The 23,527-nt window shown below is 70.9% G+C and carries 22 protein-coding genes; 13 read left to right on the forward strand and 9 right to left on the reverse strand.

The genetic code is table 11. The annotated features are described in order from the left end of the window. Positions 1–67: 67 nt before the first annotated feature. From ACIOEW_RS22320 to ACIOEW_RS22335, 4 genes are all read right to left on the reverse strand, one after another. Positions 68–1,636 carry an ABC transporter substrate-binding protein gene (locus ACIOEW_RS22320; protein ID WP_401965265.1) on the reverse strand — a complete coding sequence of 523 codons (1,569 nt, stop codon included), beginning with the start codon at positions 1,634–1,636 and terminating at the stop codon, positions 68–70. Next, positions 1,629–3,749: a hypothetical protein gene (locus tag ACIOEW_RS22325; protein ID WP_401965267.1), complete on the reverse strand. Its 2,121-nt coding sequence runs from the start codon at positions 3,747–3,749 to the stop codon at positions 1,629–1,631. Before ACIOEW_RS22325 ends, ACIOEW_RS22320 begins: the two co-directional genes overlap by 8 nt. Before the next feature lie 127 nt (positions 3,750–3,876). Beyond that, positions 3,877–4,332 (reverse strand): nucleoside deaminase, encoded by a 456-nt coding sequence (locus tag ACIOEW_RS22330; protein WP_401965268.1) that lies wholly within the window; start codon positions 4,330–4,332, stop codon positions 3,877–3,879. Next, positions 4,329–5,636: an aldehyde dehydrogenase family protein gene (locus ACIOEW_RS22335; RefSeq protein ID WP_401965270.1), complete on the reverse strand. Its 1,308-nt coding sequence runs from the start codon at positions 5,634–5,636 to the stop codon at positions 4,329–4,331. Before ACIOEW_RS22335 ends, ACIOEW_RS22330 begins: the two co-directional genes overlap by 4 nt. A 151-nt stretch (positions 5,637–5,787) precedes the next feature. Between ACIOEW_RS22335 and ACIOEW_RS22340 the strand changes: the two genes are divergently transcribed. After that, positions 5,788–6,252 carry a MarR family winged helix-turn-helix transcriptional regulator gene (locus ACIOEW_RS22340; protein WP_401965271.1) on the forward strand — a complete coding sequence of 155 codons (465 nt, stop codon included), beginning with the start codon at positions 5,788–5,790 and terminating at the stop codon, positions 6,250–6,252. A gap of 60 nt (positions 6,253–6,312) precedes the next feature. On the opposite strand, the gene ACIOEW_RS22345 is transcribed toward ACIOEW_RS22340, so the two are convergent. Further along, the gene (locus ACIOEW_RS22345; protein ID WP_401965273.1) at positions 6,313–6,711 is read right to left on the reverse strand and encodes a PLD nuclease N-terminal domain-containing protein; all 399 of its coding nucleotides are present in this window, start codon (positions 6,709–6,711) and stop codon (positions 6,313–6,315) included. 88 nt (positions 6,712–6,799) lie between these two features. Here ACIOEW_RS22345 and ACIOEW_RS22350 point away from each other — a divergent pair, with 88 nt between their 5' ends. From ACIOEW_RS22350 to ACIOEW_RS22360, 3 genes are all read left to right on the forward strand, one after another. Next, on the forward strand, positions 6,800–8,257 hold the full coding sequence (locus tag ACIOEW_RS22350; protein ID WP_401965276.1) for a menaquinone biosynthesis decarboxylase: 1,458 nt from the start codon (positions 6,800–6,802) through the stop codon (positions 8,255–8,257). After that, entirely contained in the window at positions 8,254–9,171 is a 918-nt protein-coding gene (gene mqnP / locus ACIOEW_RS22355) for a menaquinone biosynthesis prenyltransferase MqnP (protein WP_362553714.1), read from the forward strand. The genes ACIOEW_RS22350 and mqnP overlap by 4 nt, the downstream gene beginning before the upstream one ends. Positions 9,172–9,252: 81 nt before the next feature. Beyond that, a complete protein-coding gene (locus tag ACIOEW_RS22360; RefSeq protein ID WP_350991642.1) occupies positions 9,253–9,918 on the forward strand; it encodes a UbiX family flavin prenyltransferase in 666 nt (221 codons plus the stop codon). Between the two features lie 11 nt (positions 9,919–9,929). Here the strand turns inward: ACIOEW_RS22360 and ACIOEW_RS22365 are convergent, their stop codons facing one another. Beyond that, positions 9,930–10,064 carry a hypothetical protein gene (locus tag ACIOEW_RS22365; RefSeq protein WP_401965279.1) on the reverse strand — a complete coding sequence of 45 codons (135 nt, stop codon included), beginning with the start codon at positions 10,062–10,064 and terminating at the stop codon, positions 9,930–9,932. A gap of 132 nt (positions 10,065–10,196) precedes the next feature. Between ACIOEW_RS22365 and ACIOEW_RS22370 the strand changes: the two genes are divergently transcribed. The 5 genes from ACIOEW_RS22370 (at position 10,197) to ACIOEW_RS22390 (ending at position 14,717) form a co-directional block, all read left to right on the forward strand. Beyond that, on the forward strand, positions 10,197–10,652 hold the full coding sequence (locus ACIOEW_RS22370; protein WP_311311891.1) for an Lrp/AsnC family transcriptional regulator: 456 nt from the start codon (positions 10,197–10,199) through the stop codon (positions 10,650–10,652). Between the two features lie 49 nt (positions 10,653–10,701). After that, positions 10,702–11,865 (forward strand): aminofutalosine synthase MqnE, encoded by a 1,164-nt coding sequence (gene mqnE / locus ACIOEW_RS22375; protein ID WP_362553880.1) that lies wholly within the window; start codon positions 10,702–10,704, stop codon positions 11,863–11,865. 122 nt (positions 11,866–11,987) lie between these two features. Further along, complete coding sequence (locus tag ACIOEW_RS22380; protein ID WP_401965283.1) at positions 11,988–12,512, forward strand: GNAT family N-acetyltransferase; 525 nt, start codon at positions 11,988–11,990, stop codon at positions 12,510–12,512. 165 nt (positions 12,513–12,677) lie between these two features. Continuing rightward, positions 12,678–12,935, forward strand: a complete 258-nt coding sequence (locus ACIOEW_RS22385; RefSeq protein WP_362553705.1) for a DUF4229 domain-containing protein — start codon at positions 12,678–12,680, stop codon at positions 12,933–12,935. A 435-nt stretch (positions 12,936–13,370) separates the two neighbouring features. Further along, the gene (locus tag ACIOEW_RS22390) at positions 13,371–14,717 is read left to right on the forward strand and encodes a dicarboxylate/amino acid:cation symporter (protein WP_362553702.1); all 1,347 of its coding nucleotides are present in this window, start codon (positions 13,371–13,373) and stop codon (positions 14,715–14,717) included. A gap of 73 nt (positions 14,718–14,790) precedes the next feature. Here ACIOEW_RS22390 and ACIOEW_RS22395 read toward each other — a convergent pair whose 3' ends face one another. Continuing rightward, positions 14,791–15,990 carry an alpha/beta hydrolase family protein gene (locus tag ACIOEW_RS22395; protein WP_401965286.1) on the reverse strand — a complete coding sequence of 400 codons (1,200 nt, stop codon included), beginning with the start codon at positions 15,988–15,990 and terminating at the stop codon, positions 14,791–14,793. Between the two features lie 240 nt (positions 15,991–16,230). On the opposite strand from ACIOEW_RS22395, the gene ACIOEW_RS22400 reads away from it, so the two are divergent. Continuing rightward, entirely contained in the window at positions 16,231–16,866 is a 636-nt protein-coding gene (locus ACIOEW_RS22400; protein WP_362553877.1) for a TetR/AcrR family transcriptional regulator, read from the forward strand. Here the strand turns inward: ACIOEW_RS22400 and ACIOEW_RS22405 are convergent. Both ACIOEW_RS22405 and ACIOEW_RS22410 read right to left on the reverse strand, forming a co-directional pair. Continuing rightward, the gene (locus ACIOEW_RS22405) at positions 16,814–17,716 is read right to left on the reverse strand and encodes a MaoC/PaaZ C-terminal domain-containing protein (protein ID WP_401965289.1); all 903 of its coding nucleotides are present in this window, start codon (positions 17,714–17,716) and stop codon (positions 16,814–16,816) included. The genes ACIOEW_RS22400 and ACIOEW_RS22405 overlap by 53 nt on opposite strands. A 5-nt stretch (positions 17,717–17,721) precedes the next feature. Beyond that, complete coding sequence (locus ACIOEW_RS22410) at positions 17,722–19,041, reverse strand: 3-oxoacyl-ACP reductase (RefSeq protein ID WP_401965291.1); 1,320 nt, start codon at positions 19,039–19,041, stop codon at positions 17,722–17,724. Between the two features lie 76 nt (positions 19,042–19,117). On the opposite strand from ACIOEW_RS22410, the gene ACIOEW_RS22415 reads away from it, so the two are divergent. The 3 genes from ACIOEW_RS22415 to ACIOEW_RS22425 all read left to right on the forward strand — a co-directional run bounded on the left by ACIOEW_RS22415 (position 19,118) and on the right by ACIOEW_RS22425 (position 23,526). Then, positions 19,118–20,395, forward strand: coding sequence for an acetyl-CoA C-acetyltransferase (locus tag ACIOEW_RS22415; protein WP_401965293.1), 1,278 nt, complete (start codon positions 19,118–19,120; stop codon positions 20,393–20,395). 100 nt (positions 20,396–20,495) lie between these two features. Further along, positions 20,496–22,412 carry an AMP-dependent synthetase/ligase gene (locus ACIOEW_RS22420; RefSeq protein ID WP_401965295.1) on the forward strand — a complete coding sequence of 639 codons (1,917 nt, stop codon included), beginning with the start codon at positions 20,496–20,498 and terminating at the stop codon, positions 22,410–22,412. 151 nt (positions 22,413–22,563) lie between these two features. Further along, complete coding sequence (locus ACIOEW_RS22425) at positions 22,564–23,526, forward strand: LLM class F420-dependent oxidoreductase (protein ID WP_401965297.1); 963 nt, start codon at positions 22,564–22,566, stop codon at positions 23,524–23,526. Position 23,527 lies beyond the last annotated feature (1 nt).

The raw sequence follows: 23,527 nt of genomic DNA on the forward strand, positions 1-23,527 counted from the left end.
CCCCCGCACACCACGGCTGCCCGTCCCCGCTCCGGCGGGGGCGGGCAGCCGCGTTCCGTATCCCGCGTCAGGGCGTGGACGACGGCGGCAGGCACTGCTCCTTCGGCGGCTTCCCCTCCGGCCAGGCCAGCGCCGAGAACCGCTGATGCGGCGGGTCCGGTGCCAGCTCCACCACCGGCACGGCCTTGTTGTACGGGTTGCCGTGGTTGTCCAGGCAGATCCAGCCGCTGGCCCCCCGCACCCGCAGGGAACCCTTCACCCGGGGCCACTGGCCGCCCACGTCCTCCAGGCCGGGCAGCTCCTCCCCGTCGGCGGTCGCCCGCCGGATCCCCGCCACCGCCAGCGTCATCGCGTCATGGGCGATGATCAACTGCCCGTCGGTCAGGTCGTCGTGCGCGGTCGCCCCGATCGGACCGACCGGCTTCTTCCCCACCTCGGCCAGCAGGTCGGTGAACGCCCGGTAGTCCTCGGCCGAGCCTCCCGTCGGCTGCTTCTTCCCTGACGTCACCGCGGGCCAGGCGTCCGGATGCGCCAGCGAGGCGTAGCGGACCGTCACCTTGCGCCGCAGCGCGTTCCGGTCGAGCTTCTTGTCGTCACCCAGGTACGAGCCCTCGTCACCGGTGAGCACCGTGAAGCGGCGGTTCTGACAGCCGCGCGCCCCCAGCGCGTTGACGAACTGGCGCAGCTGGACGTGGCGCCCGGCGAAGAACACCGTGTCCGCGTCCGTGTCACAGATGAGATGGGTGATCTGCTCGAAGGTGTTGGCCGTGGTCCCCTCGTCGTACGGATCCTTTCGCGAGGTGAACAGCTGCGGCTCGTACTTCGACCCCTTCAGCAGCGTGCTGAACGCCGACTTCAGGGTGTCCGTGTAGTGGTCGCCGCTGCGGGTGTCCTGCACCAGCAGCGCCTTGTCCGCCTTCACCTCACCGAACGAGGCGAGGGCGCGGGCCTCGTCCCGGTTGGTCGGCGAGACCCGGGCCAGGCCGGGGAACGGGTCGCCGCCGGGGCCGTTGGCGATGTCGTCGGCGGTGATCGTGGAGCCCACGACCGGAATCCCCGCCCCGGTCAGCTCCTTCACCGCCTCCTTGGACTGCGTACTGCTGATCGCGACCCCGGACACCGCGCGCAGCCGGTCCGGAGCCCCTGTCATCGTGAGCAGCCGGTCCACCACGGGGCGCCACTGCAGGCTGTTGTTCCCGGTGTTGGCGAGCACCACCCGGATCCGCGGGACCTGCCCGTTCGCGTGGTGGTTGGCCCGGTACTGCGCGGCGAACGCCCCCTGGAGCTCATGCAGGACCTTCGTCCGCATGGACGCGTCGGTCGAGGTCAGCGGGAGCAGCAGCGCCACCGTCGCATACGGGGCGTCCTTCTTCAGTGAGCGGTTCTCCCGGCCGATCGCCGCGGCGGCAGACGTCAGCTGCGCCTGCCCGAAGTCGTAGCCGTCCCCGGACACCCCGACGCACTCGTCGCTGCCCTGCGGCCGCTCCACCCCCGCCGCGCAGGAACGGTCCTCGGGTGCGGTGATGCGGCCCACGCCGTACCAGCCGGCCGTGACCAGCAGGGCGGCCACCACCGCCGTCGTGACGATCTTCTGCCGGGTGGTCCACCACAGGCGGTACCGCAGCGGGTTACGCATCCGGACCACCGTCTCCCCGGCCGCCCGATCCGGCCCGGGCCGGATCGGGCGCCCCCGGCGGCATGGACAGCGCCCGCCAGTCCCGCAGGTCGCGAGGCCAGTGTGTCGCCGCGTCCCAGAGCACCGCGTGTCCCGTCGCATGCCTGCCGGACAACTGCCGCAGCTCGTGCGCCATCTTGTCGATCACCTCTTCGTCGGGCAGGGCCAGCGGATCGGACAACAGCCAGACGGCGTGCAGCAACCGCCGCAACTGCAGCTGGAGTTCGGCATCCCGCTCGCCGAGTCCGGCGAGCGCCGCCCAGGCGTCGTCCGACGCGGCCCCCCGCCCGAGCGCGACGGCCCGGCGCGGATCGGGACCGGTGCTGCCCGGCGGCCGCGGGAACGGGGCCGAGGCGATGAACCGCAGCGAGTCGAGCCAGCGCAGCACATCGGGCCGGGCGAACTGCACCCGCAGATGCGTCACACAGTCCTCCGTCCCGCCCAGCACCAGCTCCTGGTGCAGCCGGTGCCGCTCGCTCGGGAACCTGCCCCCGGCGGCGTACGCCGAACGCAGCGTCTCGTGCACCGCGCGCCACACCGCGTAGTACGGCGGGTCGTCGTCCTGGAACCGCAGCCGGTGCAGCAACAGCGCCCGCAGCAGCGGATCGGCGACGAAGTGCTCCGGCCCCACCGGCCAGTCCTCCGACCGCAGCGCGTCCCGCACCCGCAGTGCCACATCCCCGTCCAGCGACTCCCCGCGCAGCCGCGTCGTGGCCAGCAGCCGCGCCGAGTCCTCGCCGTGCGCGGCGGCCAGCACGCTCAGCACGTCCGGGCGCTGCCCCGGCAGCAGCCGCTCCAGCAGCTCGTCGGCCACCCGTACCGGTGGCCGGTCCTCGCGCAGCTCCACCGTGCTGTCCAGCAACGCCCCCGGCACCAGGGCGCCCGGGTCCGGCGACTCGCCCGCCGCCTGCGCGAGCAGGGCCACCCCCAGCGGCCGGCCGCCAGTCAGCCGGTGCACCCCGCGCGCCAGCCCGGCGGGGGTGCGGCCGTGCGGATCGTGCCGGTCGAGCGCGGAGCGCACATGCCCCGCGTCCAGGGCGGTGAGGGCGACCGCCAGGATGCCGGAGGTCACCTCCGTGCCCCGCGTCCAGTGCGAGGCGTGCGCCACCTCGGGCAGCCGCCGGCGCACGGCATGGCTCAGCCCCGCGTGGTCATGGACGCGGGAGGACGCGAACACCGCGATCTGGTCCCGCGCCCCGCTCGCGCGCTGCCGAAGCAGCGGCTCGACCAGCTGCCGGCCCAAGGGGGTGTGCGCGTTGTCGAGGAGCAGCACCGGGCGGCCCCGCCGGGCGCTGCGCGCCATCCCGCGGTAGGCCCGCACCACGTCGGCGACCAGGGCCAGCACCAGATGGTCCTCGGCACGGCGGCGCAGATCGCCGCCGCGCTCGAAGTCGACCGCCAACTGCCGCAGTCCGATACGTCCGTTGCCGCCCGCGTGCGGATACGTTCCGTACCAGTCCGCCGCTCGCCGCTGGAACCGGCTGAACGTCTCCTCCAGCACCGTCTCCACGGTCGCCTCGGCCACCATGCCCGCCATCGGCGCCACCGAGTCGAACGCCCCGGCCGCCAGCTTCGTCAGCACCTTGGTGACCCAGCCCGTCGCGGCGTCGCCCCGGGTGTCGAGGGTCGCCATCACCGGGCCGAGCGACTGCAGATCACGCTGGGCCCGCGACTCGTCCTCCCGCCGCCAGGAAACCGAGGCCACCGCCACCAGCCCCAGACTGAGGCGGGGAAACTGCACCGGACGGGCGGCGTGCACCCGCGCCGTGAGCTGTGTGGCCAGCTCCGGCAGCACCCCGGTCACCGGTGTCCAGCCGGGACCGGGGTCCGCGGGCGGCAGCACGGTCTCGCAGTCCACGAGAGCGACCGGGGTGATCTCCCGGTACAGGGTGCGCAGTTGCTTGAGCACGGCCGTCTTGCCCATGCCGCGGCCGCCCGTCAGCACCGCGACCGGCGGGTCTTCGGCGTGCTCGCAGACGACCCGCCGCGCACCGTGTGGAGTGAGACCGGTCAGGCGCGCCGCAAGTCCGTCGTCACCGAAAACTGCCTCGCGCCCGTACAGATCTCTCTCCACAGCACCCCCAGCGCCGACGCCTGCCCCGATCTGTCACTCCGTCAACATCAGGATATCGGCCGGGTGTTGGAGGAGGGTGAAGAATTTCGAACGATCGGCTCGGGGGCGCGATGCGAGGCAGGGGGGCTCAGTCGTCGCCGATGTCCTCGTTCCACAGCGCCGGGTGCTCAGTTACGAAACCGCGCATGAGCTCCACGCACGCCGCGTCGTCCAGCAGCACGACCTCCACTCCGTGCCGGGCCAGCCAGTCGTGCCCGCCGTGGAAGGTCTCCGCCTCACCGATCACCACCCGCGAGATCCCGAACTGTCGTACCAGGCCTGAGCAGTACCAGCAGGGGGACAGCGTCGTCACCATCGTCGTGCCCCGGTACGAGCGCTGCCGCCCGGCCGCCCGGAAGGCGGCCGTCTCCGCGTGCATCGACGGATCGCCGTCCTGGACCCGGCGGTTGCGGCCGCGGCCGAGCAGCGTGCCGTCCGCCCCGTACAGGGCGGCGCCGATCGGGACACCGCCCTCGGCGAGCCCGGCGCGGGCCTCGTCGAGGGCGGTCGCCAGCCACGCCGCGTCCTGCCCGGCCGCGCTCATGAGGGCATCGGGGTGTCCAGGACCGCCTTACGGTGACTGAACGTCTCCAGTGAGTAGCGGCCGTGGTAACTCCCCATCCCGCTCTCGCCGACCCCGCCGAACGGCAGGTCCGACACCGTGAGATGGGCCAGCGGCAGCCCGATGCCGACCGCGCCCGACGACGTCTCGCCGATCAGCCGCTCACGTACGGCGTCCGAATCGGTGAACGCGTACAGGGCCAGCGGCTTGTCGCGTTCGTTGATGAACGTGATCGCCTCGTCCAGACCGCCGACCGTCACGATCGGGAGCACCGGGCCGAAGATCTCCTCCCGCATCACGGGCGCGTCCGGCGCCACGTCGGCCAGCACGGTCGGGGCGATGTACTTGCTGTCGCGGTCATACGTCCCGCCGGTCACCGCGCGACCGGAGTCCAGCAGAGCCGTCAGCCGGTCGAAGTGGCGGTGGTTCACGATCCGCCCGTACTCCGGGTGGGCCGAGGCATCCGCCCCGAACAGCCCCTCGACCGCGGCGGCGAGCGCCTCCGCGAGGGCCGCGCCGGTCTCCGGGTCGGTCAGCACGTAGTCGGGGGCCACGCACGTCTGGCCCGCGTTCAGGAACTTGCCGGCCGCCAGCCGGCCCGCCACCGCCTTCAGGTCAGTGTCCCGGTCCACGAAGACCGGTGACTTGCCGCCCAGTTCGAGCGTCACGGGAGTGAGGTGCTTCGCCGCGGCGGCCATCACGATCCGGCCCACCGTGCCGTTGCCGGTGTAGAAGATGTGGTCGAAGCGCTCCGCGAGCAGTGCGGTGGTCTCGGGGACCGCCCCCTCCACGACGGCGACCGCGTCCGTGTCCAGATACCGCGGCAGCAGCCGCGCGACGGCGGCGGAGGTCGCGGGCGCCATCTCGCTCGGCTTGACCACCACCGCGTTGCCCCCGGCCAGCGCGCCGACGACCGGGGCGAGCAGCAGCTGCGCCGGGTAGTTCCAGGGCGCGATGACCAGGACGACACCGAGCGGGTCCTGCACGGTGTGCGCCTTCGCCCCGCCCAGCGAGGCCGGTACGGGAGCGGGCTCGGGCCGCAGCCAGTCGGCCAGGTGCTCCAGCGTGTGGTCGATCTCGCGGATCGTGAAGTCGATCTCGGTGCGGTACGCCTCCTTGCGGCTCTTGCCGAGGTCGGCGTTGAGCGCGTCGGCGAGTTCGTCACCGCGCTCGGTGAGCAGCGCGCGCAGCTGCCGGAGCTGTCCCGTGCGCCAGTCGAGGCTCTTGGTGCGCCCGGTGCGGAAGGTGGCGCGGAGGTGGGCGACGGTCTCGGGAACGGAGGGCATGGGGGTACTCCCTGCGGTGAGCGGAATGCGGCTGAACACCGGCGAGGCCGGCATGGAACTTGATATGCTCAAGCAATACAGTTCATGTAACTGCCAAAAGTTGAGCATGTCAAATAAATGTCGGCGGACGCCGATCGAAGAATGGCCGACCATGACCACCGAACCGACGCCCCGCGCCGCCACTGCTCCGGACGATCGCCCCGTGCCGACCCCGGAGGACCTCCTGGAGCCCCTGGCCCTCGTCGTCCGCGGCCACCACGACGACCTCACCGCCGTCGCCGCCCGTCACGGCCTGTCGACCTCGCAGGCCCGTGCGCTGATCGCGCTCAACGAGCCCATGCCGATGAGCGCCCTCGCCGCCCACCTGGTCTGCGACGCGTCCAATGCCACCGGTCTCGTCGGCCGCATGGAGACCCGCGGCCTGGTCCGCCGGACCCCGGCCCCCGACGACCGCCGCTCCAAGGTCGCGAGCCGTACCGCCGAAGGCACGGAGCTCGCCCACACCATCCGCGCCGAGATGCGCGCCGTGCACGCCGCACTCGAAGCGCTCACCCCCGAGGAGCGCACAGCACTGCTGCCCCTGCTCGACAAGCTGGGGCAGCAGCTGTACGCGTGATCCGGTCCCGGGCCCGGAAGCGGGCGGGGCCGACGGTCGGGAAGCGGGCGGGAGTGACGGTCAGGAAGCGGGCGGGGTCGAACCCTCAGGCCCGTTCTCCCGCCGCTTGAGCTCGTCCTCGCGGCGGCGCAGGTCCGCCTCCCAGTCCTTGAGGACGGCCTCGTCCTTCTCGTTCTCGTCCTTCAGCGACTTCAGGAAGTCCGGATTGTCGTCGGGCGCCACCCACCGCTGACGGTGGTTGCGGTGCCATTCGGACGGCGTACGGCCTCCGGCGGGCACCTCGCGCATCTTGCCCGCGGCCAGCCACACGATCGGGCCGACGATCCAGAACAGCAGGATGATGAAGACCCAGGCGATCTTCGGCAGGTGCTTGGCCTCGTCCTCCGGGGTGTTCAGGCAGTCGATGAACGCGTAGATCGTCAGCGCCAGAGGCAGGAGATAGATCAGAGCCCGGAACATGGCGGAAGGTCCCCCCGAGGAGAGTTGGCGGGGCAATGTCCCGCCCCGGTGACGGGCCCAGGGTAGCGGGTGGCCGATACTTGACCGCATGGCTTACGACGATCTTCGATCCCTCCTCCGGGCTCTGGAGCGCGAGGGCGAGCTCAAGCGCATCAAGGCCGAGGTCGACCCCTACCTGGAGGTCGGCGAGATCGTCGACCGGGTGAACAAGGCCGGCGGACCCGCGCTGCTCTTCGAGAATGTCAAGGGCTCCTCGATGCCCCTGGCCATGAACGTGTTCGGCACCGACAAGCGCCTCCTCAAGGCGCTCGGGCTGAAGTCCTACGCTGACATCAGCGACAAGATCGGCGGGCTCCTCAAGCCCGAGCTGCCGCACGGCTTCGTCGGCGTACGGGAGGCCTTCGGCAAGCTCGGCACGATGGTGCACGTACCGCCGAAGAAGGTGAAGTCCGAGAACGCCCCCGTCCAGGAGGTCGTCCTCACCGGCGACGACGTGGACCTGGACCAGCTGCCCGCGCTGTTCACCTGGCCCAAGGACGGCGGTTCGTTCTTCAACCTGGGGCTCACGCACACCAAGCACCCCGAGACCGGCGTCCGGAACCTGGGGCTCTACCGCCTCCAGCGCCACGACCGTCGCACCATCGGGATGCACTGGCAGATCCACAAGGACAGCCGCAACCACTACCAGGTCGCCGCCAAGCGCGGTGAGCGGCTGCCGGTCGCCATCGCCTTCGGGGCGCCGCCCGCGGTCACGTACGCCTCCACCGCGCCGCTGCCCGGGGACATCGACGAGTACCTCTTCGCCGGGTTCATCCAGGGCAAGCGCATCGAGATGGTCGACTGCAAGACCGTTCCGCTCCAGGTCCCGGCCAACGCCGAGGTCGTCATCGAGGGGTGGCTGGAGCCCGGGGAGATGCTTCCCGAGGGGCCGTTCGGCGACCACACCGGTTTCTACACGCCGCAGGAGCCGTTCCCCGCGCTGACCATCGACTGCGTGACCATGCGGAAGCGGCCGCTGCTCCAGTCCATCGTGGTCGGCCGGCCGCCGACCGAGGACGGTCCGCTGGGGCGGGCCACCGAGCGGTTCTTCCTGCCGCTGCTCAAGATCATCGTCCCGGACATCGTGGACTACCACCTGCCCGAGTCCGGCGGATTCCACAACTGCGCGATCGTCTCGATCGACAAGAAGTACCCGAAGCACGCCCAGAAGGTGATGAGCGCGATCTGGGGCGCGCACATGATGTCGCTGACGAAGCTGATCGTCGTCGTGGACTCCGACTGCGACGTCCACGATCTGCACGAGGTGTCCTGGCGGGCGCTCGGCAACACCGACTACGCGCGTGACCTCACCGTCGCCGAGGGCCCCGTCGACCATCTCGACCACGCCTCCTACCAGCAGTTCTGGGGCGGCAAGGCGGGCATCGACGCGACGAAGAAGTGGCCCGAGGAGGGCTACACCCGGGACGGGGGCTGGCCGGACATGGTCGAGTCCGACCCGGACACGGCGGCGAAGGTCGACCGCCGGTGGAAGGAATACGGACTGTGAGCGCTGCCGAAGCGACCCTGGGCTCCGGGCCCGCGCAACCGAGCAGCAAGGTCAAGGCGTTCCTGCGGCTCGTGATGATCGAGCACTCGGTCTTCGCGCTGCCCTTCGCGTACATCGCCGCCCTGACCGCGATGTTCCTGGACGACGGGTCGATCCAGTGGGTGACGCTGCTGCTGGTCACCGTCGCGATGGTCGGGCTGCGCACGTTCGCGATGGCCGCGAACCGGATCATCGACCGGGAGATCGACGCCCGTAATCCGCGCACCGCCGGCCGTGAACTGGTGACCGGAGCGGTGTCGGTGAGGTCGGCGTGGACTGGCGCGCTCGTCGCCGTCGTCGTGTTCCTCGGGGCGGCTGCCCTGCTGAACCCGCTCTGTCTGGCGCTGGCGCCGATCGCCGTGATCCCGATGGTCGTCTACCCGTACGGCAAGCGGTTCACGACCTACCCGCACGCGATTCTGGGCATCGCCCAGGCCATGGGGCCGGTCGGTGCCTGGCTGGCGGTGACGGGCACCTGGTCGTGGGACGCGGTGATCCTGGGTCTCGCCGTCGGCGTCTGGATCGGTGGCTTCGATCTGATCTTCGCCTGCCAGGACGTGCAGGCCGACCGCGCCCACGGGGTGCTGTCCGTCCCGGCGCGCTTCGGTGTCCCGGCGGCGCTGTGGGGCGCGCGGGTCTGCCACGTGGTGACGACGGGCCTGCTGGTCTGGTTCGGTCTGGCCACGGAGGCCGGGCTCTTCTACTGGATCGGCATGGTGATCGTCGCCGTGGCGTTCGTGTACGAGCACCGGGTGGTGCGGCCGCACGATCTGTCGCGGCTGAACCGGGCGTTCTTCCAGGTCAACGGATTCATCGGGATCGCGCTGTTCGCGTGCGCGCTGCTGGACCTGCTGGTGCGGGGTCTGGCCGCGTAGCACCGCGGCGGGCCCGAACTCCTGAGGCATCGGTGGAGCGGGGCGCCGGATAGGCTCGGGGGTGTGGATTCCGGGACTTCAGTGAGTCAGCAGCAGCGAAAGCCTTGGATTGTCGGGGTTTCGGGCGCTTCGGGCACCCCATTCGCCGCCTCCGTGCTGCGCGGTCTGCTGGCCGCGGGCGAGAGCGTCGATCTGGTGGTGAGCCGGGCCTCGCGGCTGACGCTGCTGGACGAGACGGGGATCGCGTTCCGCGACGCGCACTGGCAGGAGGACCTGGCCGGCTGGCTGGCGCGGGGTGCGGACGGGAAGCCGCACACCTTCGATGTGGACGTGTCCGGTGTACGGCACTGGGCGGCCGGCGATCTGGCCGCGGGGCCGTCCTCGGGGTCGTACCCGGCGAAGGGGATGCTGATCGTGCCCGCGTCGACGGCGTGTGTGGCCGGGGTGGCGCTCGGGCTTTCGAAGGATCTGCTGCAGCGGGCCGCGAGCGTGACGCTCAAGGAGCGGCGGAAGCTGGTCGTCGCGGTGCGCGAGACGCCGCTGAACGGTCAGACGCTGAAGCACATGGTGACCCTGGACGAGGCGGGCGCGGTCGTGCTGCCCGCCTCTCCGGCGTTCTACGCGGGGGCGACGCATATCCAGGATCTGGTGGATTTCGTCGCGGGGCGGGTGCTGGACGCGGCGGGGGTGCCGCACCGGCTGTACCGCCGCTGGGAGGGAGAGCTCGGTGGCGGCTCTCGCGGCTGATCCGGGTGGGGTCAGCGCTTCTTGGGGGTCCGCGGGCTGCGGCTCTTGTCGACCCGGTGGGCCGCGGCGGGCTGGTGGGCACGCGAGCGGTTGGCCAGGTCCTGCAGCTCGCGCATCCGGGCGTAGGCCATCTCGATCGTGTACACGGTGTATCCACTCCTGAAGATTCGAAAGCATTTTTTGGAAGTTCGGAAAGATTTGCAGGCTGCCAAGCCTGCATGCCTTAGATTCTACACATAGACTCGCGATACTGCTGAACAATGGAAGGTTTCAGTCACATGGACGCGGTGGACAGGCAGCTCATCCAGGCCCTCAGGGAGAACGGCAGGGCCTCGTACGCCGAGCTGGGACGGCTCGTGGGGCTCTCCGGGCCCAGCGTCACCGACCGCATCAACCGGCTGGAAACCGCCGGTGTCATCACCGGCTACCGCGCCACCGTCGACGCCGCCTCGCTCGGCCTCGGGGTCACGGCACTGATCGGCATCTCGCTCTCGGACGCCGCCGACCACGAGGACGTGGCGCGCCGGCTGAAGGACCTCGCCGAGATCGAGGACGCCTGGTTCATCGCGGGCGACGACTCCTACATGCTCAAGGTCCGGGTCGGTGACGTGGACGGCCTGGAGAAGACCATCCGCCGGCTTAGCGGGACCAAGGGTGTCTCGCGGACGCGTACGACGATCGTGCTCTCCACCAAGTGGGAGAACCGGGTCGGGGACCTTCCCGAAGAGGGCTAGGCGTACGGTGAGCTGAAGTCTGTTACGGAGAGATATGGGAGGCGCCCTAGTGGACGCGGGACTCAAGCGCGAGCTGGAGCAGAAGGTCCGGGACGGTGAGCGGCTGACCCGCGAGGACGGGATCGCGCTCTACGAGTCCGACGACCTGGCCTGGCTGGGCGGTCTGGCCCATGAGGTGCGTACGCGCAAGAACGGCGACGTCGTCCACTTCAACGTCAACCGTCACCTCAACATGACCAACGTGTGCACCGCCTCGTGCGCGTACTGCTCCTTCCAGCGCAAGCCGGGGGAGAAGGACGCGTACACGATGCGCATCGAGGAGGCCGTCCGTCTCGCGAAGGCGATGGAGGGCGAGAGCCTCACCGAGCTGCACATCGTCAACGGGCTGCACCCCACCCTGCCGTGGCGCTACTACCCGCGTTCGCTGAGCGCGCTGAAGGAAGCGCTGCCGGAGGTCTCCCTCAAGGCGTTCACCGCCACCGAGATCCACCACTTCGAGACCATCTCGGGGCTTTCCGCCTCCGAGATCCTCGACGAGCTCATCGAGGCCGGTCTGGAGTCGCTGACCGGCGGCGGTGCGGAGATCTTCGACTGGGAGGTCCGCCAGCACATCGTCGACCACGCCACCCACTGGGAGGACTGGTCGCGCATCCACCGGCTCGCGCACGAGAAGGGTCTCAAGACCCCGGCGACGATGCTGTACGGGCACATCGAGGAGCCCCGTCACCGCGTCGACCACGTGCTGCGGCTGCGTGAGCTGCAGGACGAGACCGGCGGCTTCCAGGTCTTCATCCCGCTGCGCTACCAGCACGACTTCGTGGACATGAAGGACGGCAAGGTCCGCAACAAGCTCCAGGCGCGGACGACGATGGCGACGGGTGCGGAGGCGCTGAAGACCTTCGCGGTCTCCCGGCTGCTGTTCGACAACGTTCCGCACGTCAAGGTCTTCTGGGTGATGCACGGTGTGCAGACCGCCCAGCTGGCGCTCCAGCACGGCGCGGACGACATGGACGGCTCGGTCGTCGAGTACAAGATCACGCACGACGCGGACAACTACGGCACGCCGAACAAGCTCGGCCGTGAGGATCTGCTGGACCTGATCCGCGACGCGGGCTTCCGGCCCGTGGAGCGCAACACCCGGTACGAGATCATCCGCGAGTACCCGGGCCCGGACGCGGAGCGGCGCGAGTCGCCGCAGCCGATGCGGGTCTGACCCGGCGCGCGCCCCGTCGCGCGCAGCACTGTACGAAAGCTCCGGCCGCCGTCCCCGGCCGGAGCTTTCTCGCGTTCCGGACGGTGGTTGAGTCGACGGTGAGTAATGGTTAATCTGCGGCTATGGCGCTTACGTTTGAGCTGGATCCCAAGTTCGACCGGTCCGTTCGGGACGGTATAGCCGCGCTCTGGGCGGACGTGTCCAACGCGGGGGGCGCGGTGGGATTCGTGCCGCCCGTGACGGACCAGGACGTCCGGCCCGAGCTCGTCAAGCACCTGGTCGCGATGGCCGAGGGCCGTACGCGGCTGCTGGTCGGCTACGACGAGGACGGCACCATCGCCGCCACGGCCTTCCTCGCACACAACACGCACCGGCTGATGTCGCACTGGCTCTGGATCTACACCGTGATGGTCCACCCCCGTCACCAGGGCCGCGGCTACGGGCGCGACCTGATGACCGCGGCCGCCGACGCCGCCCGCACCCTCGACGGCATCGAGGCCATCCGGCTCACCTGCCGCGGCGGCACCGGCGCCGACCGTTTCTACGCCGCCTGCGGGTACAAGGAGGTCGGAAGGGTGCCGGGGGCGATCCGGGTGGCCGAGGGTGACGACCGCGACGACATCATCATGCTGCTGCCGCTCGGCTGAGTGCGGGCGCCGGGGCTCGAAGGGGTGCCTGGCGTGCCCTTGGAGCAGCCCTCCGAACTGATCGATTGTGGGGCATGCTTCACTGGTCGGGCAGGACTGTCGTACGTAGAGAGAGGGCCAGCTGTGTCCGCTGCCAAGCCGAGCGCAACGATCCGGTACACCGCGATGCGTCTCAGCATCTTCGTCGGCTGCCTCGTCGTTGCCGCCATCGCCGTCAACTTCGGGGTCATCCCCTCCGGCGCCGGGGGCTCCAACATCGTCTGGGTCGTCCTGCTCGCGCTGGTGCTCTCCGCGCCGCTCAGCTACGTACTGCTGCGCAAGCAGCGCGACGAGATGTCCGAGCAGATCGTGTCCTCGGTCGACCGCGCCAAGGCCCGCCTCGAAGCGAACCGCACCCGCGAGGACGGCGTCGCCCAGCAGTGATTCGGTGAGGGTGGAGTAAGGGATTTGTAAGCCTCCTCACACCCGCGCCCTTTCTTTTCGAAACCCCAGCACCGGAGCAAGCGCTCCTGTACTGGGGTTTTCGCGTTCCCGGGGGCAGGGGGCGGGGCGTGGCCCATCCCTCGGGACCAAAGAAGACCTTTGAGGTTCTCAAAGTTCAAGTGTTAACGTGTTCGACATGAAGACAGCTGTGCGCCTCCGTCCTGCCGCGAGCATCCCGCTCGTGGAGCGCCTGCATGTCGATCTCTGCCGCTGTATGTCCGCGGTCTGTTGCCGCAACGTCTGATACCGGCATCATGCAGCGGCGCCGCCCTGTCCGACCCTGATCCACCGGACAGACCCTGACGCGGGCGCCGCACCCCCGTCCCCCCCGCACCGTCCCCGTGCGTCCCGATGCGTCACATCTGGAGTGTGTCCGTGTCCGCGAACCCCGCGTCCGCCACCACCGATGAGCCCTCCGGCTCCGGTTTCCGCATACCCAAGGTCCCGTTCTGGGCCCAGATCGTCGCCGGTCTCGTCCTCGGCGTCCTGCTCGGCTGGCTCACCCGCAGCTACGACATCGAGTGGCTCTACACCACGCTCGACAAGGTCGGCCACATCTTCGTCCAGCTGCTGAAGCTGGCCGTCGCGCCCCTCGTCTTCTTCGCGATCCTGGTGTCGATCACCAACCTGCGCAAGGTCAACAACGCCGCCAGGCTGGCCACCCGCACGCTGCTCTGGTTCATGATCACCTCGCTCATCGCGGTCGCCATCGGCCTCGCGATCGGCCTGATCACCAACCCGGGCTCCGGCACCGGCCTCACCCCGAAGGACGGCAAGCTCCCGGAGCACGCGGGCTCCTGGCTCGACTTCCTGACCGGCATCATCCCGGACAACGTGATCACGCCGTTCACCGAGCTGAACGTCCTGCAGATCGTCTTCATGGCCGCCGTCGCCGGTATCGCCGCGCTCAAGCTCGGCGAGAAGGCCCAGCCGATCCTCACCCTCAGCGAGTCGATCCTGGAGCTCCTCCAGAAGGCCCTGTGGTGGGTCATCCGCCTCGCCCCCCTCGGCACCGTCGGCCTCATCGGCTACGCCATCGCCGACTACGGCTGGGACCTGATCGGCAAGTACGCGACGTTCACCGCCGACGTCTACATCGGCTGCGCCCTGGTGATGTTCGGCGTCTACCCGCTGTTGCTCGCCACCGTCGCCAAGGTCAGCCCGCTCCAGTTCTTCAAGGGTGCCTGGCCCGCGATCCAGCTGGCCTTCGTCTCCCGCTCGTCGGTCGGCACGATGCCGGTCACCCAGAAGGTCACCGAGCGCCTCGGCGTCCCGAAGGAGTACGCCTCCTTCGCCGTCCCGTTCGGCGCGACGACCAAGATGGACGGCTGCGCCGCGATCTACCCGGCGCTCGCCGCGATCTTCATCGCGCAGATCTTCGACGTGCAGCTGGGTATCGGTGACTACATCCTCATCGCGTTCGTCTCGGTGATCGGCTCGGCGGCCACCGCCGGCCTCACCGGCGCCACGGTCATGCTGACCCTGACGCTGTCGACGCTGGGTCTCCCGCTGGAGGGTGTCGGCCTGCTGATGGCGATCGACCCGATCCTGGACATGATGCGGACGGCGACGAACGTGGCCGGCCAGGCGCTCGTCCCGGTGATCGTCTCGGCCCGCGAGAAGATCCTCGACCACGACGCGTACAACTCGGCCTCGGCCTCCCCGGTCGACGACGTCGAGGTGCAGGACGTCGAGCCGGAGCGGGTGGCTGTCGCCGCGTAACCCGCACGCACGATCCTCCGGAGCGCCCCCGGTCCCACTGGACCGGGGGCGCTCCGATGCGTGGCGGGCGCCGTCAGGGCTGCTGGAAGACGACCTCGGGGTTGCCCGGTGTGGGGCCGTCCAGCAGGGGCTGAGGCCGGTCCCGCAGATGCTGGTCGAGGAAGGCCGCCACGTAGTCACGGGTGATCCGTGTCGACCGGTCGGCGGAGAGGCTGGCCGCCGGGTCCACCGGCAGGCCGAGCTGTTCGGCGAGTTCCGGGTTGTCCGTGAAGGTGAAGTGGCCCGAGTCCTTGACGGTCAGCCAGCGCTTCCAGCCGTCCAGGCGCTGCCAGCCCTCGTCCCAGGACCCGTCGAGGCTGCTGGGGTGGTGGCCCGCGTCGGTGCCGAGCATCAGGAACGGACGGTTCCCGATGCCCGAGCGGGGGACCGGCTCGAAGAAGGTGCCGTCCATGTTGACCCCGGCATCGAAGCGAGGATCGGCAAGCATCGCTGAGGCGGCCGCGCTGCCGCCGATGGAGTGGCCGGCCACGGCGACCCGGCGCCTGTCGATCATGCGGGAGTTCTTCCAGGCCGGACGGATGCCGGTCAGCCGGTCGAGCACGAAGGAGAGGTCGGCGGCCCGTCCGGTGGAGACCGTCCTCAGCACCTCCCGTTCGGCCTCGTCGTCCGGTGCCGCCTCGGCCGCGTCGCAGGCCGCGCACGTGAGGACCCGTCCGTCGGGGAACGTCGTTCCGGTGGACTCGTAGGCGTGATCGACGCTCGCCACGACATAGCCGCGGCTCGCCAGGTCCTCGGCGAGGGAGGTCAGAGTGGCGCGGGGCGTGCCGAAGCCGGGGGAGAGCAGCACGAGGGGGAACCGGCCCCGGGCGGCGAGAGCGTCCGTACGGGCGTGGGTGGAGGTGGAGCTGACGACGGAGGCGGGCACGATGCCGTCCAGTCCGCGCGCCGCCAGCATCAGCCGGGCCTCTTCGGCGCTCATGTACGGGGCGGCGGTGCTCCCGCCCGCGGTACGGGCCGGGTAGTGGACGGACACCATCAGTTCACGGTCCCCGGCTTCGGGCACCCAGGGGTCGGTGCGTTCGTGGTCGGTGAGGTGCAGGACCTCGGCGCCGACGGCGTACGGGCCGGTTGGGCGGGGCAGTTCGAGCGTGGTGGTGGCTGAGGCCGACGGTGCCGGTTTCGGTAAGGCCTGGGCGGTGGCGACGGGTGCGGCCAGCAGGAGTGTGGCGGAGAGGAAGGCGATGGTCGTCCGACTGCGGAGTCTCATGGTCATGCCGGGACGCTAGGCGGCGGTACAGGTCGAAAGCATCGGTCCCAGGGGTGACCCCGGGTGGGACCAGGGTCGTACAGGGGTCATCCCACAGGGGTGCACACCGGTGGACGGCTACCGGCCATAGTGGCCCAGCGGCTTCCGTTCCGTACGACGGCCGGGGGACCCGCGCCGTAGTCTTACCGCGGAGTAGCGCAGCGGGGGTGGGAGGAAGTCGACGTGGGTGCTGTGAAGAGCAAACGGATGCCGCGCGCGGTGCGTGAGCAGCAGATGATGGATGCCGCGGTCCGGATCTTCGGGCAGCGCGGATTCCGTGCGGCCTCGATGGACGAGATCGCCGAGCTGGCCGGCGTGTCCAAGCCGTTGGTCTATCTCTACCTGAATTCCAAGGACGAACTCTTCTCCGCGTGCATCGGGCGCGAGGCGAAAGCGCTGGTCGCGGCGGTGCAGGCGGGTGTGCAGCCCGGGCTGCCGGCGGACCGGCAACTCTGGGAGGGGCTCCGGGCGTTCTTCACGCACACCGCGGAGAACCCGGACGGCTGGGCGGTGCTGTACCGGCAGGCGCGGACGCACGGGGAGCCGTTCGCCACCGAGGTGAACGTGATGCGCGAGGAGATCGTTGCGTTCGTGACGGGTCTGATCGGCGCCGCGGCACGCGAGGCGCACCATGATCCGGCGCTCCCCGACCGCGATGTGACGGGGCTGGCGCAGGCGTTGGTGGGCGCCGCGGAGTCGCTCGCCGGATGGGCGAACGAGACTCCGGGCGTCTCCGCCAAGGAGGCGGCGGCCACCTTGATGAACTTCTCCTGGGCCGGTCTGGAGAACCTTATGAACGGCCGTCCCTGGCAGCCTCCGGGTCAGTCCGCGGGCCGGGCGTAGCGTCCCGGCCGGGCGTCGCGGTACCGGTGAGGTGAACGCGGTCGCCGTTGGGGTCGCGGAGCTGGAAGGCGGCGCCGTCCGCTGCGTAGGTGACGGTGCCGGGCAGCAGGACGGGTGCCTTGAAGTCGGCCCGCACCGAGCGGATCAGGTGGGGCTGCGGGGCTTCGGCGAGGCAGCGGGCGACGGTCCACATGCCGTGGGCGATGGCGCGGGGGAAGCCGAACAGCCGGGCGGTCAGCGGGTGGAGGTGGATCGGGTTGCGGTCGCCGGAGGCGGCTCCGTAGCGCCGGCCGAGGCCGGCGGGCAGCTGCCACTCGGTGACGGCGGGGAGTGCCGGTTCGGGAGCGGCGGGAGCCGGGGCCGGGGCCGTGGTCGTATCCGTACCCGTACCCGTACGTGTCGCGTGGCGTGACAGATAGCCGCTGCGGGACTCCCACACCAGCTCGCCCCCCAGCCGCGCCTCGGTCACCACGGTGACCTCGGTGCCCCGGCGGTGCGGCGTCAGCTCCTTCGCGTACACCGTGAGTTCAAGGTGGTCACCGGGGCGGAGCGTTCGGTGTGCGGTGATCTCGATCCAGGTGTGGACGAGCCCGGTGACCGGCAGCGGGAAGCGCCCTCGGGCCATCAGCCGCATGGCGAGCGGGAAGGCCAGGACATGCGGGTACGTCACCGGCAGGGCGTCCGGCTCGGTGAAGCCGCAGATCGCGCGGTACGCGGCCAGAGGCCCGGGGGCGACGGCTGCGGCGGGGAGGTGGGCCCGGCCGGCAGGCAGCGCGGCGCCCGGCCTGCCCGCCCGTTTGAACGGGGAGGTGACAGCGCCGCGGACCAGGGAGAGGGTCAGGCTCGGCATCCGGTTCACGCTCCCAGCAGGCTCTGGCCGCAGACCCGGACGATCTGGCCGTTGACGGCGCTCGACGCGGGCTGGGCGAACCAGGCGGTCGTCTCGGCGACGTCGACCGGGAGGCCGCCCTGCGAGAGGGAGTTCATCCGGCGCCCGGCCTCCCGGATGAAGAGCGGGACGGCCGCGGTCATCTTCGTCTCGATGAAGCCGGGGGCCACCGCGTTGACCGTGACGCCGTGGTCGGCGGCGGCGCGCGGGGCGAGGGAGCGGACGAGGCCGATGATGCCGGCTTTGCTGGCCGCGTAGTTCGTCTGGCCGTTGTTGCCCGCGATGCCGGCGATGGAGGCGGTGGCGACGATCCGGCCGCCGCGGTTGACCGTGCCGGCTTTCAGCAAGGCGTCCGTGGTGCGCAGGACGCTGTCGAGGTTGACGTCGATGACCGAGGCCCAGCGGTCGGCGGCCATGTTGGCGAGCCGCCGGTCGCGGGTGATGCCGGCGTTGTGGACGAGGATGTCGAGGCCGTCCGGGGCCGCGGCTGCGATCCGCTCGGCCGCGTCGCCGGCGGTGATGTCCAGCGGCAGGGCGGTGGCGCCGAGCCGGTCCGCGGTGCGCACCAGGTCCTCCTGGGCCTGCGGGATGTCCAGGCAGATGACGTGGGCGCCGTCCCGGGCGAGGACCGAGGCGACCGAGGCGCCGATGCCGCGGGCGGCGCCGGTGACCAGTGCGGTGCGGCCGGCGAGCGGGGCGGCCCAGTCGGCGACGGGGTCGGGGGCGGCGTCGCTCACCTCGATGACCTGGCCGCTGATGTACGCGGACCGGGGGGAGAGCAGGAAGCGCAGGGTGGATTCGGCGCCGGTGACCGAGCCGGGTGCGATGCGCAGCAGCTGTACGGTGGCGCCCCTGCCGATCTCCTTGCCGAGTGAGCGCACGAACCCTTCGAGGGCCTGTTGGGCGGCGGCCTGGTGGTGGTCGTCCGGGGACGGGTGTGTCCCGAGGACGACGATGCGGCCGCCCGGTGCGAGCGAGCGGACGACGGGGTGGAGTGCGGCGTGCACGGCTCCGAGTCCGGCTGCGGTGTCGACGGCCGTCGCGTCCAGGACGATTCCGGCGGGCCGGTCGGCGCGTGCCACGACCTCCTGGCCGCAGGCGGCGAGGACGGTGCCGAGCTCGTCCGTGACGGCGGAGTCCCCGGCGGTGAGGTGGAGGACCGGACCGGTGAGGGTCCGGGTCTCCAGGGTCCAGCGGCGCAGCTGTGCGGGCTGGGGCAGGCCGAGCTTCCGGGTCAGAAATCGGCCGGTTGCTGTGCCGGTGAGGTGCAGATAGCGGTCGGCCATTGTCCAGACTCCCTGCGCGGTCGTAGATTTACTCTGGAGTAAGGTTACTCAAGAGTCAGGAGTTGGTCGAGATGAGTTGGTCGAGTTGATCCCCCTCGCACTCCCGCAGCCCCGCAGGGTCGCGGTCATCGGCGGCAGCCGTATCCCCTTCGCGCGCTCCGACGGGCCTTACGCGCAGGCCTCCAACCAGCAGATGCTCACTGCCGCGCTGAACGGTCTGGTCGAGCGGTTCGGGCTCCAGGGGCAGCGGGTCGGCGAGTTCGCCGCGGGCGCGGTCCTCAAGCACAGCCGGGACTTCAACCTGGCCCGGGAGACCGTGCTCGGCTCGCGCCTCGATGCCCGCACTCCCGCGTACGACATCCAGCAGGCCTGCGGCACCGGTCTCCAGGCCGTGATCGCCGCCGCGAACAAGATCATGCTCGGGGCGATCGACTCCGCGATCGCGGGCGGCGCGGACACCACGAGCGACGCGCCGCTCGGCGTCAACGACGAACTGCGCCGGCTGCTGCTGTCCGCCCGGCGCGCGAAGTCGACGGGCGGCAGGGTCAGGGCCCTTGCGGGCGTACGTCCCCGGCACCTCATCCCGGACATCCCGCGCAACGCCGAACCGCGCACCGGTCTCTCGATGGGCGACCACGCGGCCATCACCGCGCGTCAGTGGGACATCGGCCGCGCGGAGCAGGACCTCCTCGCCGCCACCAGCCATCAGCGGCTCGCCGCGGCGTACGACCGGGGCTTCCTGGACGACCTCGTCGTCCCGTATCTCGGTCTGGACCGTGACCAGAACCTGCGGCCGGGCTCCACCGTGGAGAAACTCGCCACGCTGAAGCCGGTGTTCGGCGCGGACCACCCGGACGCGACGATGACCGCGGGCAACTCCACCCCGCTCACGGACGGCGCCGCGACGGTGCTGCTGGCGAGCGAGGAGTGGGCCGAGCGGCACGGTCTGGAACCGCTTGCGTACCTCTCCCTGTACGAGACCGCCGCGGTCGACTACGTGGGCGGTGAGGACGGGCTGCTGATGGCGCCCGCGTACGCGGTGCCGCGGATGCTGGAGCGGGCCGGGCTGGGCGTCGAGGACTTCGACCTCTTCGAGGTGCACGAGGCCTTCGCCTCCCAGGTGCTCGCCACACTGGCGGCCTGGGAGAAGCAGGGGCTCGCGCCCGTCGACAGGGAGAAGCTCAACGTGGCAGGGTCCTCCCTCGCGACCGGGCACCCGTTCGCCGCGACGGGCGCACGGATCGTCGCCACCCTCGCCGAGCTCCTCGCGGAACGCGACGCCCCGGGACGCGGGCTGATCTCGATCTGCGCGGCGGGCGGCCAGGGCGTCACGGCCATCCTCGAACGCGCCTGATCCGCACCACAGCCACGCACGGTTCGACGCAGTCCTCAGGGCGAACCGGCCACTGACCGGACCAGGTGAACCGCCCGACCCCGATGTTGAGGAGCCGCACGTGTCCACGCGATCAGCCCCTTCCACCACCGCCCCCGCCGCCCCCGTCCTGGTCGAGCCGACGAAGGTCAGGGCCGCCGACGGCAGCGTCCAGCAGGTCTCCGTACCGGCGTTCGCCCGGCCCGTGCGCCGCGGCTCACTCGCCGAGATCCCGTTCGACAACGCCCGCGAGGCGCCCGCCGACGCCGTTCTCAGCCGCAAGCAGCCGGACGGCAGCTGGCACGACGTGACGGCGGAGGAGTTCGCCGCCGAGGTCCTCGCCGTCGCCAAGGGCCTGATCGCGGAGGGTCTGCGGGCCGGTGAACGCATCGCGATCATGGCGCGCACGACCTACGAGTGGACGCTGCTCGACTTCGCGTCCTGGGCCGCCGGCCTGGTCACCGTCCCCATCTACCCGACCTCCTCCGCCTTCCAGGCCCGCTGGATCCTCCAGGACTCGGGCGCGGTCGCCTGCGCCGTCGAGACGGCCGAACAGGGCCGCATCATCAGCCAGGAACGCAAACAGCTCGGCGACCTCACCCACCTCTGGCAGTTCGACACGGGCGCACTGGGCCGGCTGAAGAAGCTCGGCAAGGACGTCCCCGACGACGCCGTCGCCGCCCGTCGCGCCACCCTGGAGCCGGAGGCCCCGGCCACCCTCATCTACACCTCCGGCACCACCGGCCGCCCCAAGGGCTGCGTCCTGACGCACGGCAACTTCTTCGCCGAGGTCGACAACGCCATCGAGCTGCTGCACCCGGTCTTCAAGTCCGTCAGCAAGTACCCGGCGTCCACGCTGCTGTTCCTGCCGCTGTCGCACGTCTTCGGCCGCATGGTCGCGATCGGCTGTCTGCGCGCCCGGGTCCGCCTCGGCCACGCCCCGTCGATCCGGACCGAGGACCTGCTCGCCGACCTGGCCGGTTTCAAGCCGTCGTTCCTGCTGGCGATCCCGTACGTCCTGGAGAAGGTCTACAACACCGGCCGGGCCACCGCCGAGAAGATGGGCCGCGCCTCGTCCTTCGACCGGGCGGCGCGGATCGCCCAGCGCTACGGGCAGGCCGTGGAGGCCGCCGAACACGGCACGGGCCCCGGCCCGGGGCTCGGCCTGCGGGCGGCCCGTGCGCTGTACGACCCGCTGGTCTACCGCCGTATCCGGGCCGCGCTCGGCGGCCAGGTCCGCTACGCGATCTGCGGCGGTTCCCCGCTGGGCCGCCGGCTCGCCGCCTTCTACGCGGGCGCGGGCATCGAGATCTTCGAGGGCTACGGGCTGACGGAGACCACGGCGGCCGCCACCGTCACCCCGCCCCTCAGGCCGCGCCTGGGCACGGTCGGCTGGCCGATGCCGGGTACCGCCGTCCGCATCGCCGAGGACGGCGAGGTGCTGCTCAGCGGCGGGCAGGTGTTCCAGGGCTACTGGGACACCGAGCGCGGTGAGGCCGTCCCCGCGCTGGACGGCGGCTGGTTCGCCACCGGCGACCTGGGCGCGCTCGACGAGGACGGCTACCTCACCATCACCGGCCGCAAGAAGGACATCATCATCACCTCGGGCGGCAAGAACGTCACCCCGGCCCCGCTGGAGGACTGGCTGCGCGCGCACCCGCTGGTCAGCCAGTGCATGGTGGTCGGCGACAACCGCTCCTTCGTCACCGCGCTGATCACCCTGGAGCCGGACGGGCTGTCCCACTGGCGGCAGATGAAGAAGAAGCAGGGCGTCCCGATCCGTGAACTCATCCACGACGAGGAGCTGCGCTCGGCGCTCCAGCGCGCGGTGGACGAGGCCAACCGGCTCGTGTCACGGGCCGAGTCCATCCGTAAGTTCACGGTCCTGCCGGTGGACTTCACCGAGGAGGGCGGGCATCTGACGCCGTCGCTGAAGCTGAAGCGGGATGCGATCGCGCGGGACTTCGAGGCGGAGATCGAGGAGCTCTACCGCAAGTAGGGGCCGCCCACGGTTCTCCTTCCCCCACCACCCCTTGCCTGATGATGCGTCAGGTACGACGATGACTGCGCTCGCGATATGACGAGCCGTCAGATTCGTGTCAGGGCATCCGCCCCAGTGCCGGATGTTCTCAGGGGAAGGAGGCCGTTCGGTGCCGATACTGCCCGCCGGACCGCTGTCGTACGGGATGCAGCTCCCGATCCAGTCGCAGAGCGCCATCTACGCAGAGCCGTGGGAGTCCGGGGCCACCCCGGCCGACCTCGCCGAGATCGCCCGCACCGCCGACCGCACCGGCTTCACCTATCTGGCGAGCTGTGACCATGTCGCCATTCCGCGGAGGCTCGCCGGGGCGATGCGCACCGTCTGGTACGACCCGGTGGCCACGCTCTCCTTCCTCGCGGGGATCACCGAGCGCGTGCTGCTGATGAGCCATGTCGCCGTCCTCGGGCTGCGGCACCCGCTGGCCACGGCCAAGCAGTACGCCACCCTCGACCACCTCAGTGGCGGCCGGCTGATCCTCGGGGTCGGGGCCGGTCATGTGCGCGAGGAGTTCGAGGCGCTCGGGGCGGACTTCGACGGGCGGGGCGCCGTGCTCGACGAGAGCATCGACGCGCTCAAGGCCGCGCTCGGGCCCGAGGAGTACCCGGAGTTCGCGGGGGAGCGGTTCGCCTTCAGCGGGCTCGGGCAGCTGCCCCGGCCGGCCCAGGAGCGGGTGCCGGTCTGGGTGGGCGGCTCCTCGCCCGCGGCGGTGCGCCGGGCCGCCGTGCGCGGTGACGGCTGGCTGCCGCAGGGAGACCCGCGCGAGAAGCTGCCCGCGCAGATCGGCCGCCTGTACGCGCTGCGCGAGGCGGCGGGGGTGGACAGGCCGATCGTCGTCGGAGCCATCACCGAGCCGCTGTACGTGGGGGAGCCGGACTGGCCCGTGGGGCGCCGCACGCTCAGCGGGAAGCCGGAGGCCCTCGCGGAGTCGCTGCGGGAGTACGGCGCGATGGGCGTGCACCAGATACAGGTGCGCTTCCGCAGCCGCAGCAGAAGTGAACTGACCGATCAGATGGCGGCGTTCGCCGCCGATGTCGCACCGCACCTCGGAAACCTCGACAACCTCGACAGGTAGG

The organism is Streptomyces sp. NPDC087901 (assembly GCF_044742205.1).
Lineage (GTDB): Bacteria > Actinomycetota > Actinomycetes > Streptomycetales > Streptomycetaceae > Streptomyces.

What these genes read in the sequence shown, in the direction of transcription:
- ACIOEW_RS22345 (WP_401965273.1), bottom strand. Translation starts at nt 6,711, where the DNA reads ATGTTCCGGGCTCTGATCTATCTCCTGCCTCTGGCGCTGACGATCTAC.
- ACIOEW_RS22335 (WP_401965270.1), bottom strand. Translation starts at nt 5,636, where the DNA reads ATGCCCTCCGTTCCCGAGACCGTCGCCCACCTCCGCGCCACCTTCCGC.
- ACIOEW_RS22410 (WP_401965291.1), bottom strand. Translation starts at nt 19,041, where the DNA reads ATGGCCGACCGCTATCTGCACCTCACCGGCACAGCAACCGGCCGATTT.
- ACIOEW_RS22370 (WP_311311891.1), top strand. Translation starts at nt 10,197, where the DNA reads ATGGACGCGGTGGACAGGCAGCTCATCCAGGCCCTCAGGGAGAACGGC.
- ACIOEW_RS22340 (WP_401965271.1), top strand. Translation starts at nt 5,788, where the DNA reads ATGACCACCGAACCGACGCCCCGCGCCGCCACTGCTCCGGACGATCGC.
- ACIOEW_RS22405 (WP_401965289.1), bottom strand. Translation starts at nt 17,716, where the DNA reads ATGCCGAGCCTGACCCTCTCCCTGGTCCGCGGCGCTGTCACCTCCCCG.
- ACIOEW_RS22320 (WP_401965265.1), bottom strand. Translation starts at nt 1,636, where the DNA reads ATGCGTAACCCGCTGCGGTACCGCCTGTGGTGGACCACCCGGCAGAAG.
- ACIOEW_RS22350 (WP_401965276.1), top strand. Translation starts at nt 6,800, where the DNA reads ATGGCTTACGACGATCTTCGATCCCTCCTCCGGGCTCTGGAGCGCGAG.
- ACIOEW_RS22400 (WP_362553877.1), top strand. Translation starts at nt 16,231, where the DNA reads ATGCCGCGCGCGGTGCGTGAGCAGCAGATGATGGATGCCGCGGTCCGG.
- ACIOEW_RS22330 (WP_401965268.1), bottom strand. Translation starts at nt 4,332, where the DNA reads ATGAGCGCGGCCGGGCAGGACGCGGCGTGGCTGGCGACCGCCCTCGAC.
- ACIOEW_RS22385 (WP_362553705.1), top strand. Translation starts at nt 12,678, where the DNA reads ATGCGTCTCAGCATCTTCGTCGGCTGCCTCGTCGTTGCCGCCATCGCC.
- ACIOEW_RS22380 (WP_401965283.1), top strand. Translation starts at nt 11,988, where the DNA reads ATGGCGCTTACGTTTGAGCTGGATCCCAAGTTCGACCGGTCCGTTCGG.
- ACIOEW_RS22395 (WP_401965286.1), bottom strand. Translation starts at nt 15,990, where the DNA reads ATGACCATGAGACTCCGCAGTCGGACGACCATCGCCTTCCTCTCCGCC.